Source organism: Streptomyces sp. SAI-170, from assembly GCF_049739565.1.
Lineage (GTDB): Bacteria > Actinomycetota > Actinomycetes > Streptomycetales > Streptomycetaceae > Streptomyces.
Genome location: NZ_JBMGQD010000001.1, coordinates 5,012,316 through 5,027,695, shown reverse-complemented (window position 1 = coordinate 5,027,695; position 15,380 = coordinate 5,012,316). Strand labels below are relative to the sequence as shown.

General features: G+C 72.2%; 14 protein-coding genes. 6 read left to right on the top strand and 8 right to left on the bottom strand.

What is annotated here, in order from left to right:
* From RKD23_RS22510 to hutU, 3 genes are read right to left on the bottom strand one after another with little or no spacing between them, the layout of a single operon-like run.
* Positions 1-1,338, bottom strand: a complete 1,338-nt coding sequence (locus tag RKD23_RS22510) for a formimidoylglutamate deiminase (RefSeq protein WP_424855298.1) — start codon at positions 1,336-1,338, stop codon at positions 1-3.
* On the bottom strand, positions 1,335-2,552 hold the full coding sequence (locus RKD23_RS22505; protein WP_424855297.1) for an allantoate amidohydrolase: 1,218 nt from the start codon (positions 2,550-2,552) through the stop codon (positions 1,335-1,337). Before RKD23_RS22505 ends, RKD23_RS22510 begins: the two co-directional genes overlap by 4 nt.
* Positions 2,549-4,213 carry a urocanate hydratase gene (gene hutU, locus RKD23_RS22500; protein WP_424855296.1) on the bottom strand — a complete coding sequence of 555 codons (1,665 nt, stop codon included), beginning with the start codon at positions 4,211-4,213 and terminating at the stop codon, positions 2,549-2,551. The genes RKD23_RS22505 and hutU overlap by 4 nt, the downstream gene beginning before the upstream one ends.
* 131 nt (positions 4,214-4,344) lie before the next feature.
* On the opposite strand from hutU, the gene RKD23_RS22495 reads away from it, so the two are divergent.
* Positions 4,345-5,985: a diaminopimelate decarboxylase gene (locus tag RKD23_RS22495; RefSeq protein ID WP_424855295.1), complete on the top strand. Its 1,641-nt coding sequence runs from the start codon at positions 4,345-4,347 to the stop codon at positions 5,983-5,985.
* Between the two features lie 6 nt (positions 5,986-5,991).
* Here RKD23_RS22495 and RKD23_RS22490 read toward each other — a convergent pair whose 3' ends face one another.
* Both RKD23_RS22490 and RKD23_RS22485 read right to left on the bottom strand, forming a co-directional pair.
* On the bottom strand, positions 5,992-6,516 hold the full coding sequence (locus RKD23_RS22490) for a hypothetical protein (RefSeq protein ID WP_424855294.1): 525 nt from the start codon (positions 6,514-6,516) through the stop codon (positions 5,992-5,994).
* An 80-nt stretch (positions 6,517-6,596) separates the two neighbouring features.
* A complete protein-coding gene (locus tag RKD23_RS22485) occupies positions 6,597-7,439 on the bottom strand; it encodes a MurR/RpiR family transcriptional regulator (RefSeq protein ID WP_424855293.1) in 843 nt (280 codons plus the stop codon).
* 212 nt (positions 7,440-7,651) lie between these two features.
* Between RKD23_RS22485 and RKD23_RS22480 the strand changes: the two genes are divergently transcribed.
* Complete coding sequence (locus RKD23_RS22480; RefSeq protein WP_424855292.1) at positions 7,652-8,083, top strand: hypothetical protein; 432 nt, start codon at positions 7,652-7,654, stop codon at positions 8,081-8,083.
* Positions 8,084-8,504: 421 nt separating this feature from the next.
* Here RKD23_RS22480 and RKD23_RS22475 read toward each other — a convergent pair whose 3' ends face one another.
* Positions 8,505-9,893 (bottom strand): cystathionine beta-synthase, encoded by a 1,389-nt coding sequence (locus RKD23_RS22475; RefSeq protein ID WP_404042086.1) that lies wholly within the window; start codon positions 9,891-9,893, stop codon positions 8,505-8,507.
* Between the two features lie 147 nt (positions 9,894-10,040).
* Here RKD23_RS22475 and RKD23_RS22470 point away from each other — a divergent pair, with 147 nt between their 5' ends.
* The 3 genes from RKD23_RS22470 (at position 10,041) to RKD23_RS22460 (ending at position 13,540) form a co-directional block, all read left to right on the top strand.
* Positions 10,041-11,063: an SGNH/GDSL hydrolase family protein gene (locus RKD23_RS22470; RefSeq protein ID WP_424855291.1), complete on the top strand. Its 1,023-nt coding sequence runs from the start codon at positions 10,041-10,043 to the stop codon at positions 11,061-11,063.
* 203 nt (positions 11,064-11,266) lie between these two features.
* Positions 11,267-12,487, top strand: a complete 1,221-nt coding sequence (locus RKD23_RS22465) for an acetyl-CoA C-acetyltransferase (RefSeq protein ID WP_424855290.1) — start codon at positions 11,267-11,269, stop codon at positions 12,485-12,487.
* 282 nt (positions 12,488-12,769) lie between these two features.
* Entirely contained in the window at positions 12,770-13,540 is a 771-nt protein-coding gene (locus RKD23_RS22460) for a hypothetical protein (RefSeq protein WP_424855289.1), read from the top strand.
* Positions 13,541-13,651: 111 nt separating this feature from the next.
* On the opposite strand, the gene RKD23_RS22455 is transcribed toward RKD23_RS22460, so the two are convergent.
* Positions 13,652-13,933 carry a hypothetical protein gene (locus RKD23_RS22455; protein ID WP_424855288.1) on the bottom strand — a complete coding sequence of 94 codons (282 nt, stop codon included), beginning with the start codon at positions 13,931-13,933 and terminating at the stop codon, positions 13,652-13,654.
* Between the two features lie 133 nt (positions 13,934-14,066).
* On the opposite strand from RKD23_RS22455, the gene RKD23_RS22450 reads away from it, so the two are divergent.
* Positions 14,067-14,297, top strand: coding sequence for a DUF4287 domain-containing protein (locus tag RKD23_RS22450; RefSeq protein ID WP_404042081.1), 231 nt, complete (start codon positions 14,067-14,069; stop codon positions 14,295-14,297).
* 83 nt (positions 14,298-14,380) lie between these two features.
* Here RKD23_RS22450 and RKD23_RS22445 read toward each other — a convergent pair whose 3' ends face one another.
* Positions 14,381-15,274 carry a Bax inhibitor-1/YccA family membrane protein gene (locus RKD23_RS22445; RefSeq protein WP_424855287.1) on the bottom strand — a complete coding sequence of 298 codons (894 nt, stop codon included), beginning with the start codon at positions 15,272-15,274 and terminating at the stop codon, positions 14,381-14,383.
* Between the last annotated feature and the right edge of the window lie 106 nt (positions 15,275-15,380).

Here is a 15,380-nt window from a genome sequence, read left to right as displayed (position 1 = left end):
TCAGTCGCGCAGGGCTGCGACGGCGGCGGCCAGCGCCTGCGGCACATCGGGCACACGCGTGTGCGCCCCGTCCCGTACGACGTGCCGTCCTGCGACGATCGTGTGCCGGACGTCCGCTGCCGTCGCCGCGAATACGGCCGTCTCGGCGCCGAGCCGGGGCAGCGGTCCCGCTGTCCTGACCGAGTCGAGCGCGATGGTGGTGAGGTCGGCGAGCGCGCCCTGCTCGATGCGTCCGGCCTCGTCCCAGCCGAGGGCGGCGTGGCCGTCGGCGGTGGCGGCGCGCAGCAGGGCGGCTGCCGTCCAGTGGCCTCGGGTGCGGGTGCGCAGCCGCTCGTCCAGCTCCATCGCGCGGGCCTCTTCGAGCAGATCGATGACGGCGTGGCTGTCGGAGCCGAGGGAGAGCGGGGAGCCCGCCCGCTGAAGGGCCACGGCCGGGCCGATGCCGTCGGCGAGGTCGCGCTCGGTCGTCGGGCACATGCAGGTGCCGGTGGAGGTGCCGCCGATGAGGGCGATGTCCTCGTCGGTGAGGTGGGTGTTGTGGACGCCCGTGGTGCGCGGCCCCAGCACCCCGTGCTCGGCGAGGAGCTGCGTCGGCGTGCGGCCGTGGGCGGCGAGGCAGGCCTCGTTCTCGGCGGTCTGCTCGGACAGGTGCACATGCAGCGCGGCCCGCCGCGCCTGCGCCCAGGCCGCGACCGTGGCGAGCTGCCCGGCGGGGACCGCCCGCACCGAGTGGATCGCCGCTCCGATCCGCGCGTGATCCCGCTCCTTGAGAACTGAACAGCGTTCGGCCCAGGCCTCGGCGGTCCCGTCGGAGAAGCGCAGCTGGTGGGGGTCGGGGGCCTCGCCGAAGCCGGAGGAGAGATAGCAGGTGTCGAGGAGGGTGATCCGGATCCCGGCCTCGGCGGCGGCCTCGATCAGCGCCTCCCCCATGGCGTTGGGGTCGGCGTAGGGGGTGCCGCCGGGGGCGTGGTGGAGGTAGTGGAACTCGCCCACGGAGGTGATGCCGGCGAGGGCCATCTCGGCGTACACCGCGCGGGCCAGGGCGTGGTAGCTGTCCGGGGTGAGCCGGTCGGCGACCGCGTACATGACCTCGCGCCAGGTCCAGAAAGTGCCGCTGCCGACCTGGACCGTGCCTCTGAGGGCCCGGTGGAAGGCGTGGCTGTGCGCGTTGGCGAGCCCGGGCAGGGTCAGCCCGCGCAGGATGTCGGCGCCCTGGGGCGGCGCGTCCACGCCCGTGCGTACGGCGGCGATACGTCCGTCGGCCACGTCCACGGCCACGCCCGGCTCGACCCGGTCGCCGAGCCAGGCGTGCTCCAACCAGTAGGTCCCCTTGGTCACCTGCGGGCCAGTCCTTCCAGTACGTCGGCGAGCGCGGTCACCCCGGCCAGGCAGTCGTCCTCGGCGGCGTGTTCGGCCGGGGAGTGCGAGACGCCCGTGGGGTTGCGTACGAACAGCATGGCGGTCGGGATGCGCCCGGACAGGATCCCGGCGTCGTGTCCGGCGCCGGTGCCCAGGACGGGGACGGTGAGGTCGCTGTCCTTGCCGAGGATGCGGCCCAGTTCGTCGCGCAGGGCGTGGTCGAACTCCACGACCGGCGTGAAGGACTCCCGCACGATGTCGAGGTCGACGCCGTGCCGGTCCGCGTACTCCCGCGCGGCCTTCTCGATGCCGCCGACGACGGTGTCGAGGGTGTCCTGGTCGGCGGCCCGGCTGTCGAGCCAGCCGCGGACCAGGGAGGGGATGGCGTTGACGCCGTTCGGCTCGACGGCGATCTTGCCGAAGGTGGCGACCGCTCCGGCGAGTTCGGCCTCGCGGCGGGCGGCGAGCACGGTGTCGGCGTACGACAGCATCGGGTCGCGGCGGTCCACCAGGCGGGTGGTGCCGGCGTGGTTGGCCTCGCCGCGGAAGTCGAACCGCCAGCGGCCGTGCGGCCAGATGGCGCTGGCGATGCCGACGGCGTCCCCGGTCAGGTCGAGTGCGCGGCCCTGCTCGACGTGGAGCTCGACGAACGCGCCGATGCGGTCCAGGCGTTCGGGGTCGGGACCGATGGCGTCGGGGTCGTACCCGGCGGCCTCCATGGCCTGCGGCAGGGTGATGCCGTCGGCGTCGGTGAGCCGGTGCGCCTGCTCGACGGTGAGCGCCCCGGAGGTGAGCCGGGACCCGACGCAGGCGAGCCCGAAGCGGGCGCCCTCCTCGTCGCCGAAGTTGACGATGGCGAGGGGCCTGGCGAGAGCGACGCCCCGCGCGCGGAGCTCGTCGAGCGCGGCGAAGGAGGACACCACGCCGAGGGGTCCGTCGAAGGCGCCTCCGTCGGGCACGGAGTCCAGGTGGGACCCGGTGACGACGGCGTCCCCGGCTGCGGGATCACCCAGCCAGGCCCACTGGTTGCCGTTGCGGTCGACCTCGTAGGTCAGGCCGCGGGCCTGCGCCTGCTCCTGGAACCAGGTCCGGCAGTCGGTGTCGGCGCCGGTCCAGGCGAAGCGGCGGTAGCCGCCGGAGGCGGAGCTGCGGCCGACCGGCAGCAGCTCCGCCCACATGCTGTGGAAGGTCACGCCGGGTCACCCTCGCGCATGGGCACGCGCACGCCCTTGGCGTCGGCGACCGACTCGGCGATGTCGTAGCCGGCGTCCACATGCCGGATGACGCCCATGCCGGGGTCGTTGGTGAGGACGCGGCGGATCTTCTCGCCGCCGAGCTTGGTGCCGTCGGCGACCGTCACCTGGCCGGCGTGGATGGAGCGGCCCATGCCGACGCCGCCGCCGTGGTGGAGGGAGACCCAGGAGGCGCCGGAGGCCACGTTGACCATGGCGTTGAGCAGCGGCCAGTCGGCGATGGCGTCGGAGCCGTCGAGCATGGCCTCGGTCTCGCGGTAGGGGGAGGCGACGGAGCCGCAGTCGAGGTGGTCGCGGCCGATCGCCAGGGGAGCCGCCAGCTCACCGCTCGCGACCATGTCGTTGAAGCGCTCGCCGGCCTTGTCGCGCTCGCCGTAGCCGAGCCAGCAGATACGGGCGGGCAGGCCCTGGAAGTGGACGCGCTCGCCGGCCATCTTGATCCAGCGGTGCAGGGACTCGTTCTCCGGGAAGAGCTCGAGGATCGCCTTGTCCGTCTTGTGGATGTCGGAGGCCTCGCCGGACAGGGCGGCCCAGCGGAAGGGGCCCTTGCCCTCGCAGAAGAGGGGGCGGATGTAGGCGGGGACGAAGCCGGGGAAGGCGAAGGCGCGGTCGTACCCGGCGAGCTGGGCCTCGCCGCGGATGGAGTTGCCGTAGTCGAAGACCTCGGCGCCGGCGTCCATGAAGCCGACCATGGCCTCGACGTGCCGCGCCATGGACTCGCGGGCGCGGGTGGTGAAGCCGGCCGGGTCCTTGGCGGCGGCGTCGGCCATGTCCTCGAAGGCCACGCCGACCGGCAGGTAGGACAGCGGGTCGTGGGCGGAGGTCTGGTCGGTGACGATGTCGATGGGCGCGCCCTCGGCGAGCATCTGCGGGAGCAGCTCGGCGGCGTTGCCGAGGAGGCCGATGGACAGCGGGCGGCGGGCGTCGCGGGCCTCGGTGGCGAGCTGGAGGGCGTGGGCGAGGTTGTCGGCCTTCACGTCCAGGTAGCGGTGCTCGATGCGGCGGTCGATGGCGCGCGGGTCGCAGTCGATGCAGATGGCGACGCCGTCGTTCATGGTGACGGCGAGGGGCTGGGCGCCGCCCATGCCGCCGAGGCCGGCGGTGAGGGTGATGGTCCCGGCGAGGGTGCCGCCGAACTTCTTCGCGGCGACGGCGGCGAAGGTCTCGTAGGTGCCCTGGAGGATGCCCTGGGTGCCGATGTAGATCCAGGAGCCGGCGGTCATCTGCCCGTACATGGTCAGGCCGAGGGCCTCCAGGCGGCGGAACTCCTCCCAGTTGGCCCAGTCGCCGACGAGGTTGGAGTTGGCGATGAGGACGCGCGGGGCCCACTCGTGGGTCTGCATGACGCCGACCGGGCGGCCGGACTGGACCAGCATGGTCTCGTCCTGCTTGAGGGTGCGCAGGGTGCGGACCATGGCGTCGAAGGAGCGCCAGTCGCGGGCGGCCTTGCCGGTGCCGCCGTAGACGACGAGCTTGTCGGGGTGCTCGGCGACCTCGGGGTCCAGGTTGTTCTGGAGCATCCGCAGGGCGGCCTCCTGCTGCCATCCCAGGGCGCTCAGTTCCGTACCGCGCGGCGCTCGGACGGGGCGGGGTCCTGACATGGTCTGCCTCCTAGGTGGCTGTGCTCCCTGCGGAATGTTGCATCTGTTATTCACATCCTGACCTCCTGAATAGAACTAGTCAATACATGGGTCTGCCCGCGTGGCCGCGCCGGAGATGTTTGGCTGGATGTATGGACCCCGGCATCGACAGGGCAGGGAATGCCGGGAGCAGCGGCGACATCACGGGGGACGACGTGAAGATGGGCGGTCACGACGACGACACCATGGACCTCGACGGCCCGCGGGCGACCCACCGCCCCGGCGCCGAACAGGCGCCCCGCCGCGCCGAAGCTCCGGGCAGCGCGCGGGCACCCCACCGGCACGACCCCGTGGACCCCGACGCCGAGCGGGCAGCCCGCCGGGACGAGGCGCCGGGCACCGAAGGCCCACGGCCCACCCACCGGCACGACACCGTCGACGCCATCGACACCGTCGACGCCGACGACGAGCGGGTGCTGCGGCGGGACGAGGCCGTGCGGGCGGCGGTGGAGCGGGGGCTGCTCGGGGCCGAGGAACCGATCGTGGGGCTGCTGGACGTCGCCGGCATCAGGGACTCGGCGGCCGAGCTGCGGGCGGCGTTCGACGCGGCGGTCGCGCCGGGCACGCCCGTGCTGCACGCCTTCGCGGTGAAGGCGTCCCCGCTGGTGCCGGTGCTGCGGCTGCTGCACGCCGAGGGCATCGGCGCGGAGGTGGCCAGTCCGGGCGAGCTGGCGCTGGCCCGCGCGGCCGGGGTGCCGCCGAAGGACACGGTGCTGGACTCCCCCGCCAAGACCCCGGCCGAGCTGCGCGAGGCGCTCGCGCTGGGCATCGCCGTCAACGCGGACAACCCGCAGGAGCTGGACCGCATCGACGCCCTGATGCGGTCGGCCCCCAGCCGCTCACCCCTGGGTATCCGGGTCAATCCGCAGGTAGGCGGGGGTGCCATCGAGGCGCTGTCGACGGCGACGCCCACCTCGAAGTTCGGCGTGGCGCTGCGGGACGAGGGCGCCCGCGACTGGGTCGTGGACGCCTACCGCCGCCGGCCCTGGCTGACCCGGCTGCACACGCACACAGGCTCGCAGGGCATCCCGCTGTCCCTGATGGCGAAGGGCGTGGCGGAGGCGTACGCGCTGGCGGAGGAGATCAACCGGCGCATCGGCCGGCCCCAGATCGACACGATCGACATCGGCGGCGGCCTGCCGGTGAACTTCACCTCGGACACGACGACCCCGACCTACGCCCAGTACGCCCGGCTGCTGCGCGAGGTGGTGCCGGGCCTGTTCGACGGCCGCTACGGTCTCGTCACCGAGTTCGGCCGCTCCCTGCTCGCCAAGCACGGCACGATCGTGGCCCGCGTGGAGTACGCCAAGACCGCGGGCGGCCGCCCCGTCGCCGTCACCCACGCCGGCGTGCAGGTCGCCACCCGCACCGTCTACGCCCCCGCCTCCTGGCCCCTGCGCATCGCCGCCTACGACCCCAAGGGCCGCCCCAAGGAAGGCCCCCCGGTCGCCCAGGACGTGGCCGGCCCCGCCTGCTTCGCCGGCGACCTCCTCGCCGCGGCCTACCCCCTGCCCCGCCTGGACCAGGGCGACTACGCCGCCGCCCTGGACACCGGCGCGTACTACTTCGCGCACCACTACGCCTACAACTCCCTGGCCCGTCCGCCGATCTACGGCTTCGCCACGGACAGGGAGGGCAACACCGCCTTCGCGACCGTACGAAGGGCCCAGACGCTGCAGGAGATAGTGGCGGAGTCAGGAGGAGCCCAAGCCTCGGCACTGACGTCGATGTGAGGCTCCTCAGCGCCCCGCTGCGACCCCGGTGGTGCGGTACTCGGCCGCGCCCTTCCCCACCGGCACCCACAACAACGCGTCCCGCTCGAACCGCCGCCGGAACCACGCCGACTTCAGCCACAGCCCGGCCCCGCACCCGGCGAGCAGCATCCCTCCGGCGGCGGGAATCACCCAGGCACTGCCCAGCGCGACGAGGAAGGCCAGCAGCAGCCACCACCGGCGGCCCCGCCGCCACTCCCGCACCGTCACCGCGCGGTCCTGCAGGATGTCGTATCGCCCGGCTCGTGAGGCCGCCTCGGCCAGTGCCGCGTGACGCCGTCTGCGCACGACCGCGACCACGGCAGCCGCGACAAGGAACGCCACGGCCCCGGCGAGGACGCCGATCCGCCGTCCCGTGAGCCCGGGCACGCACACCCCGGCCCCCGCCGCGAGAACCCCCAGCCACCACAGGGGCGCGGCTCCCGCCCGTACGACGGCGGCCACCCTGGCCAGTCCCTGACCTCCACGCTCTCCACGACCTGCACGCGCCACGTTCCGCCTCCTCGTCGCCTCGGCGCACTGGTGTCGGCCGGGCAGAGTAGCGGGCGAAGCTGAGACGAACGTGAGAAGAGTCAGTCGACGAACAGCCCCCGTGCTGCCGCCTTGGCGTCGAACTCCTCCAACCGGGCCTGCGCGTCGGGCAGTTCGTCGGCCATCGCCTCCAGCAGGACCCGCCCCAGCAGCATCGGCGCGCAGGCCGTGTCGAAGGCGAGCCCGGTGCCGACGGCGGCGGGCAGCAGCAGGTCGGAGACCTTCGCGACGGGCGCGAAGGCGGAGTCGGCGACGGTGACCACGGTCAGTCCCGCCTCGCGGGCGTAGGCGAGGGTGTCGACGACCTCGCGGGGATGGCGCGGCAGCGCGAAGCACAGCAGGGCGGTGGCACCGGCGTGCACGGCGGCGTCGATACGGTCGTGGATCATCGTGCCGCCCTCGTCGAGGAGGCGTACGTCGGGGTGGACCTTGGCGGCGAAGTAGGCGAACCCGTACGCCTGGGCGGCGGCGGCGCGCAGGCCGAGGACGGGCAGCGGGCGGGAGGCGGCGAGCACCCGGCCGGCGCGGGCGACGGGGGCGGGGTCGGCGAGGGCGTCGGCGAGATGCCGGAGGTTCGCGATCTCGGCCTCGACGGCCTGCTGGTACTCATTGGCGACGGCCGCGTCCGCGGAGGGCTCGGCGGGGGCCACCTCACGCAGATGGCGGCGCAGCGCGGGGTAGCCGTCGAAGCCGAGGGCGACGGCGAAGCGGGTGACGGAGGGCTGGCTGACACCGGCCAGCTCGGCGAGTTCCACGCTGGACAGAAACGGCACGTCGGCGGCCCGCCGCACCATGCTGTGCGCGATGCGACGCTGGGTGGGCGTGAGCCGGTGCCCCTCGAAGAGCGCCTGCAGTCGGGCAGCAGGGCTGTCGGTCACGCTCATGACGGGCTTCCCCCTCCAGAGGTCCTGGACGCTTCCCAGGTCCGGGATATTCAGCTGTCAAGAACTCTGCATGCTCTTATGCAGCCGGGCAAGTGCCGTCTCACGCCTGCGACACGGACGGCCGGGTCGCCGCTCTCCCCCGGCCCACCCCAGAAAGGAACCGGGGGCTACCCCCAATGCGCAACCCCCGCCCGGTTCCTACCGTGGAGGGCATGAGCGGAATGGACGGGCGGGACACCGACCTGAAGAAGGAACTCGACGCCACGCTGCACGCCCGCAGGGAGCTGGGTGAGGAGTACGAGTCCGCGCTGGTGGAGTCGTTCCTGGAGAAGGTCGACGAGCGGATCGACGGCGCGGTGGAGCGCCGGGTGCGTCGGCAGCTCGCCGAGCAGCAGATGGCGGCGGCCCGGGACACGCGGACGCCGGGCGGCACCGACTCCTGGGGCGAGCGTTACGGCTTCGGCATCGTCTCGCTGGTGCTGGCGATCCCGCTGTCCGCCATCGGCGGCGGCGTCGCCGGCCTGTCGGGTCTGCTGATCGCCTGGGCGGGCATCGTCGGCGTGAACGTCGTACAGGCGGTACGCATGAACCCGGGCCTGTTCAGGCGGCGGGGAAATGACGACGAGGACACCTGGCACGGCTGACCGCGTTTTGAACGAGGACGGTCGCAGCCATCGATTGAGGCACCACGACGGCGAGCGACCACGTCCGCGAGAGCGGCGCCGGTTCAGGCGCAAAGGGGGGCTTGCGCGGGGACCGCCGCACCCCCGTTGCCGGGGGGCGGGACGACGGCGGTCCCCGCGAGGGACGCTGGCCGCATAGGGCGTTCGCGTCCGTGGCGTCCATGGAGGTCCGGGAGCCGCTCCGGAGGTCCTAGGCGCCGTTCGGCGCCGGCCCGGGAGGGGAGCCGCTCCCTCCCTGCCGACAACCACTACTGTGCCGGACGCGTGTTAAGCGGGTGCTGCGCGGACGTGACGCGCTCGTACCACTTCCGCGAAGTCCGGCGGCACGCCGGATGGCCGGCAAGTGGCGCCGGTTCTCCGGCAGTTCACCGCACGTTCGCCGCTACTTCCCGGACTTCGCCAGGAAGGCCAGCAGGTCCTGACGGCTCACCACACCGGTCGGCTTGCCCTCGACGAGGACGATCGCCGCGTCGGCCCGGCCGAGCACGTTCATCAGGTCGCCTACGGGCTCACCCGAGCCGACCTGCGGCAGCGGGGCCGACATGTGCTTCTCCAGCGGGTCCTCCAGCGAGGCGCGCTTGTTGAACAGGGCGTCCAGCAGCTCGCGTTCGACGACCGAGCCGACGACCTCGGCGGCCATCACGTCCGGGTGACCGGCGCCCGGCTTGACGACCGGCATCTGCGAGACGCCGTACTCGCGCAGCACCTCGATGGCCTGGCCGACGGTCTCCTCGGGGTGCATGTGCACCAGCGACGGCATCGCGCCGTGCTCCTTGTCGCTGAGCACGTCGCCGACGCGGGCGCTGGAGCCGGCGTCCTCCAGGAAGCCGTAGTCGGCCATCCACTCGTCGTTGAAGATCTTGCTGAGGTAGCCGCGGCCGCTGTCCGGCAGCAGGACGACGACCACGTCGTCCTCGGTGAGGCGCTCGGCGACCTTCAGCGCGGCGACGACCGCCATGCCGCAGGAGCCGCCCACCAGCAGGCCCTCCTCCTTGGCGAGGCGGCGGGTCATCTGGAAGGAGTCCTTGTCGGACACGGCGACGATCTCGTCCGCGACGTCACGGTCGTAGGCGGTCGGCCAGAAGTCCTCGCCGACGCCCTCGACGAGGTAGGGACGGCCGGAGCCGCCGGAGTAGACCGAGCCCTCCGGGTCGGCGCCGACGACCTGTACGCGGCCCTCGGACGCCTCCTTCAGATAGCGGCCGGTGCCGGAGATGGTGCCGCCGGTGCCGACGCCCGCCACGAAGTGCGTGATCTTCCCCTCGGTCTGCTCCCACAGCTCCGGGCCGGTGGAGTGGTAGTGGGAGAGCGGGTTGTTGGGGTTGGAGTACTGGTCCGGCTTCCAGGCGCCCGGCGTCTCGCGCACGAGGCGGTCGGAGACGTTGTAGTAGGAGTCCGGGTGCTCGGGGGCGACGGCGGTCGGGCACACGACCACCTCGGCACCGTAGGCCCGCAGCACGTTGATCTTGTCGGTGCTCACCTTGTCGGGGCACACGAAGATGCACTTGTAGCCCTTCTGCTGGGCCACGATGGCGAGTCCGACACCGGTGTTGCCACTGGTCGGCTCGACGATCGTGCCGCCGGGCTTGAGCGCACCGCTCTCCTCCGCGGCCTCGATCATCCGCAGGGCGATCCGGTCCTTCACCGAGCCGCCGGGGTTGAAGTACTCCACCTTGGCCAGGACGGTCGCCCTGATGCCCTTGGTCACGCTGTTGAGCTTCACCAGCGGGGTGTTGCCGACGAGGCTGATCATCGAGTCGTGGAATCGCACCGTTGTCTCCGGATGCCGCAAAAAGGGTGGTCGTGATGTGCCGCCAGCCTACGGCCCCCGAGGGTCGTTCACTCCCCGTTGAGATTGGCCGACGGTCCGTACGGGGCAAGGAGTGGGTGTACGGGTACGAGGAGGTGGCGGCGACGCATGACGAGCATGTCGAGGGCGAGGGTGGCCCGGCGTATCGCGGCCGGCGCGGCGTACGGGGGCGGCGGTGTCGGTCTGGCCGGCGTGGCTGTCGTCGGGCTGCTGCTGGCGGAGGTCCGGCTGGCCAGGCGGCACGTGGGCAACGGCGCGGTGCCGCATGTACCGAAGGCACAGGGGCTGTACGGCGCCGGGTACACGGTGCCGGGGCAGCCGCCGCTGCGGCTGACGCTGCTGGGCGACTCCACGGCGGCGGGCCAGGGCGTCCACCGCTCCGGCCAGACACCGGGCGCGCTGCTGGCCTCCGGGCTGGCCGCGGTCGCCGAGCGGCCGGTGGATCTGCGCAACGTGGCCCTGCCGGGCGCGCGCTCCGACGACCTGGACCGGCAGGTGTCGCTCGCCCTGTCGGACCCCGGCCGCGTCCCCGACGTCTGCGTGATCATGATCGGCGCCAATGACGTCACCCACCGCATGCCGCCCACCCGCTCGGTGCGCTGTCTGTCCACGGCCGTACGACGGCTGCGTACGGCCGGCGCCGAGGTGGTGGTCGGCACCTGTCCCGACCTGGGCACGATCGAGCCGGTGCAGCAGCCCCTGCGCTGGCTGGCACGGCGGGCCTCGCGGCAGCTGGCCGCCGCGCAGACGATCGGCGTGGTGGAGCAGGGCGGCCGGACCGTGTCCCTGGGCGACCTGCTGGGCCCCGAGTTCGCCGCGAACCCGCGCGAGTTGTTCGGCCCCGACCACTACCACCCCTCCGCCGAGGGCTACGCCACCGCCGCCATGGCCGTCCTGCCGACGGTCTGCGCGGCTCTCGGCCTGTGGCCCGCCGACGAGGACCGCCCCGACCTCACCCGCCGCGAGGGCTTCCTGCCGGTCGCCAAGGCCGCGGCCGCGGCCGCCTCGGAGGCCGGCACAGAGGTGGCGGCCGCCATCCCGGCGGGGCCGCGGGGCCCATGGGCCTTGCTGAAGCGCCGCAGGAGGCGGAGGCTCCAAGAGCCGGAACAGGCTCCCACTGTGGCGTCCTGAGGGGCGCGGGGCTGTATCGATATGCGGCTCCGCCGCGTGGGCGCGAAAGGCGACCACGGTCCGCAAGCCGAAATCGACGCCGGACGTGCACTAAGCAAGCGCTTGGAAAAGAGGCCCGCATCACACAGCGATCCCGATGACCACGCCCCCTACGTACCGGTAATTTCGCCGGAGTACCCCATCCGACGTCGTCTGGAGCCGTGATGCCCGAAGCCGTGATCGTCTCAGCCGCCCGCTCCCCCATCGGCCGCGCCTTCAAGGGCTCCCTCAAGGACCTGCGCCCGGACGACCTCACCGCCACGATCATCCAGGCCGCCCTCGCCAAGGTCCCCGAGCTGGACCCGCGCGACATCGACGACCTGATGCTCGGCTGCGGTCTGCCCGGCGGCGAGCAGGGCAACAACCTCGGCCGGATCGTCGCCGTGCAGATGGGCATGGACCACCTGCCGGGCTGCACGATCACCCGCTACTGCTCCTCGTCGCTGCAGACGAGCCGCATGGCCCTGCACGCCATCAAGGCCGGCGAGGGCGACGTGTTCATCTCGGCCGGCGTCGAGATGGTGTCCCGGTTCGTGAAGGGCAACTCCGACAGCCTGCCCGACACGCACAACCCGTTCTTCGCCGAGGCCGAGGCCCGCACCGCGGAGGTCGCCCAGCAGGAGGGCACCACCTGGCACGACCCGCGCGAGGACGGCCTCGTGCCGGACGCCTACATCGCGATGGGCCAGACCGCGGAGAACCTCGCCCGCGTCAAGGGCGTCACCCGCCAGGACATGGACGAGTTCGGCGTCCGTTCTCAGAACTTGGCCGAGCAGGCCATCAAGAACGGCTTCTGGGAGCGGGAGATCACCCCGGTGACCCTCCCGGACGGCACGGTCGTCTCCGCGGACGACGGCCCCCGCGCCGGCGTCACCCTGGAGGGCGTCTCCGGCCTGAAGCCGGTCTTCCGCCCCGACGGCCTGGTCACCGCGGCCAACTGCTGCCCGCTGAACGACGGCGCCGCCGCCCTGGTGATCATGTCCGACACCAAGGCCCGCGAGCTGGGCCTGACCCCGCTCGCCCGCATCGTGTCGACCGGCGTCTCCGGCCTGTCCCCCGAGATCATGGGCCTCGGCCCGGTCGAGGCGTCGAAGCAGGCCCTCGCCCGCGCCGGCCTGACCATCGACGACATCGACCTGGTCGAGATCAACGAGGCGTTCGCCGCCCAGGTGATCCCGTCGTACCGCGACCTGGGCATCGACCCCGACAAGCTGAACGTCAACGGCGGCGCCATCGCCGTCGGCCACCCCTTCGGCATGACCGGCGCCCGGATCACCGGCACGCTCATCAACTCCCTGCAGTTCCACGACAAGCAGTTCGGTCTGGAGACCATGTGCGTCGGCGGCGGCCAGGGCATGGCGATGGTCATCGAGCGTCTGAGCTGAGAGACTTGGGGTGACCGCGAGGGCACCCACCGTCACGATCAGGCCCGGAGTCCGAGAACCACTCGGACACCGGGCCGATTTGTGATCCAATCTCCCTCAGGATGTGACCTACCTCCGTCCCCAGGGGATTCACGCAGCTCAGCGCGGTTTCGACACCTGACCCCGGGCCCAAAGACCTGTCCGTTTCGTGACGTTACGCACTGACAGCTGGATAGTCCGCCCTTCAAGCTGATGTAGGAAGTCGGGGGTCGACTTTGAACCGGGAGTACGTCAGTGAGCGCCATGCCGATCGCCTTGCTGGTCACCACGGCCGCCACCGGCGCCGTGGGCGTCGCCGTCCTGCGCACCCTCATCGGGCTGCGCCGTCAGGTCGCCGCCCTGCGCACCGAGCTCGCTGAGGGCCGCGCCTCCGTGCGCGCCCTCGTGCCCGCCGCCCGTTCCACGGCCGACGCCGAGGAGATACGCGCCGCCGTCGCCGAGGCTCTCGCCGAGGAGCGCGAGCGCGAGCTGGCCGAGGCCCGTGCCTTCTGGGCCGCCCAGGAGGCCCGTGACGCCTCCGAGGCGCCCTCGCTGCTCGGTCTGACCGAGAGCGACCTGTTCCTGCCCCGCCAGGCCGATCTGGTGGGCCTGGAGCCGCTGGAGCCGGTGACCGAGCCCGGCGACGAGTTCGCCGGGGAGTCCCCGGAGCTGGCCGCGGCCCGCCGCCGCCACCCCTCGCACCCGGACTTCGTCCCGGTCGCCTCGCCCGTGATGGGCGACCACGAGCGCACCATCACCACCCTGGAGGACCTCGCGACCTCCCGCGTGGAGCTGACCGACGTCCGCCCCGGCCCCCTGGGCACCCTCGACGTCTACGTCTTCGCCGACGGCACCACCCTGTGCATGACCCCGGGCCACAAGGAGACCGCGGAGCGCCTCGCCAAGGCCCTGACCGAGGGCGAGACGCCCCGCCTCCTCGGCGGCTCCGGCATCTCGGGCGCGTACACCCTGACGTTCCAGTGCGGCGAAGAGAACGTCTACGTCCTGGCGGACAGGGTCATAGCGTCCCTGTAGCTCTTCAGGGCGCTGGAACTGCATGCCCCCAGGGGCGCGGGGCTGTATCGATATGCGGCTCCGCCGCGCGGGCGCGACCAGCCACGACGCACGGTAAGACGCGAACGGCGCTCAGACACCCGCCCGCTTCTGCGCCTCTTCAACGAGCCGCACCGCCGCGGCGACCTCCGCGTCGCTCGTCAGCACAACGGCCAGATCCCGCGCGGCCACGGTCACTTGATCGGCCGCGGCGAACATCCCGGCATCCGGCATCTCCCGAGGCACAGCCCCCGGCGCCTCGACCTCCTGCGCCCACCGAGCCAGTGCGCGGGCCAACTGCAACGCCTCCGCAGCCGCACCCCGCTGGAGGCGAGACTGCGGCGCCGCCCGCAACCGGTCGGCGAACTGATCCACGGCCCGGACGAGTCCCGTCGTATCAACCACCCCGCGAGACTACGCGCCGCGGCAGGACTGTTGCCAACACGCGAACACTCAGGCACGGTGACCTGAAGGACCGGCTTACACCCCATTGCATCCGGAGGCGCCGATGTCCCACGTCCTCTCCGAGGAGACCCACCGCAACCTGCTCGCCCGCATCCCCCACTGCACCGGTCGTGAAGTCTCCGACTGGCTGCGCACCGTCGAGGAAGGCCCCTCCCTCTTCCGCTTCGAGGAGAAGGTCAGCTGGCTGCGCCACGAGTACAACCTCGCGTACGGCCACGCCAAGGCACTCGTCCACGAGTACGACCTGAGGAGGGCAGCGCGCAAACTGCGGTGAGACCGCGGTGAGCGCGCCACAGACGCCGAAGGGCCCCGGGATCGATCCCGGGGCCCTTCTCATGCGTCCGTCAGGGGCGTCGGTCAGTCGTCGCCGCTGAAGATGGCGACCAGGCGCAGCATCTCGACGTAGATCCACACCAGGGTCATGGTCAGACCGAAGGCGGCCAGCCAGGACTCCTCGCGGGGCGCGCCGTAGGCGATGCCGTCCTCGATCTGCTTGAAGTCGAGCGTCAGGAAGAACGCGCCGAGCACGATGGCGATGATGCCGACGATCGCGCCGAGCGGCCCGAAGCTGCGCAGTCCGCCGTCCTCGGCGACGCCGAAGGCGACCAGCAGCAGGTTGACCGCCATGACCAGGATGAAGGCCAGGGCGATGGCCATGCCGATGCGGGCGTAGCGCGCGGTGACGCGGACCCAGCCGGCCTTGTACACGAGCAGCGTGGCGGCCGAGACGGCCATGGTGCCGAGCACCGCCTGGAAGGGCGCACCGGACCACTGCGTGTTGTACATCTCGCTGATCACGCCGAGGAAGACGCCCTCGAAGGCGGCGTACGACAGGATCAGCGCGGGCGAGGCGGTGCGCTTGAAGGACTGCACCATCGCCAGCACGAAGGCGACGAGGGCGGCACCGATGGCGAGGCCGTAGCTGGTGGACGACACCGGCAGCAGGGCCCACGCGAGCACGGCGCCGAGGGCGACGGTGCCGAGCGTGATGGCCGTGCGCGTGACGACGTCGTCCATCGTCATCCGGCCGGTGGTGGCCGGGGCCTGCGGCGGGGTGCCGTACTGCGTGTCCTGCTGGGCGTACGGGTTCTGCGCGTAAGGGTTCTGCGCGTACGGGTTGGCGCCCGCCGGCTGGGCGTAAGGGTTGCCCTGGGTGCCGACGGCCCCGGCCTGCGGCGCGGTGTTGAAGCCCGCGTAGCCGTTGTCGCGGCTGAACCCCCGTCGCGAGAAGACCGGGTTGCTGCTCCTCATTTCACTCCTCCATGGCCACACTGCGCAGCCTTGGCTCAAGAGTAATGGAAAGGCAAAGGAATGACCCTAGTGCTTGAGAAGGATCTTTCCCTGCCATGTGCTGCGC

Coding starts and splice junctions, on each gene's coding strand:
- hutU (WP_424855296.1), bottom strand. CDS start 4,213: ATGTCAGGACCCCGCCCCGTCCGAGCGCCGCGCGGTACGGAACTGAGC.
- RKD23_RS22495 (WP_424855295.1), top strand. CDS start 4,345: ATGGACCCCGGCATCGACAGGGCAGGGAATGCCGGGAGCAGCGGCGAC.
- RKD23_RS22485 (WP_424855293.1), bottom strand. CDS start 7,439: ATGAGCGTGACCGACAGCCCTGCTGCCCGACTGCAGGCGCTCTTCGAG.
- RKD23_RS22480 (WP_424855292.1), top strand. CDS start 7,652: ATGAGCGGAATGGACGGGCGGGACACCGACCTGAAGAAGGAACTCGAC.
- RKD23_RS22470 (WP_424855291.1), top strand. CDS start 10,041: ATGACGAGCATGTCGAGGGCGAGGGTGGCCCGGCGTATCGCGGCCGGC.
- RKD23_RS22465 (WP_424855290.1), top strand. CDS start 11,267: ATGCCCGAAGCCGTGATCGTCTCAGCCGCCCGCTCCCCCATCGGCCGC.
- RKD23_RS22460 (WP_424855289.1), top strand. CDS start 12,770: ATGCCGATCGCCTTGCTGGTCACCACGGCCGCCACCGGCGCCGTGGGC.
- RKD23_RS22450 (WP_404042081.1), top strand. CDS start 14,067: ATGTCCCACGTCCTCTCCGAGGAGACCCACCGCAACCTGCTCGCCCGC.
- RKD23_RS22445 (WP_424855287.1), bottom strand. CDS start 15,274: ATGAGGAGCAGCAACCCGGTCTTCTCGCGACGGGGGTTCAGCCGCGAC.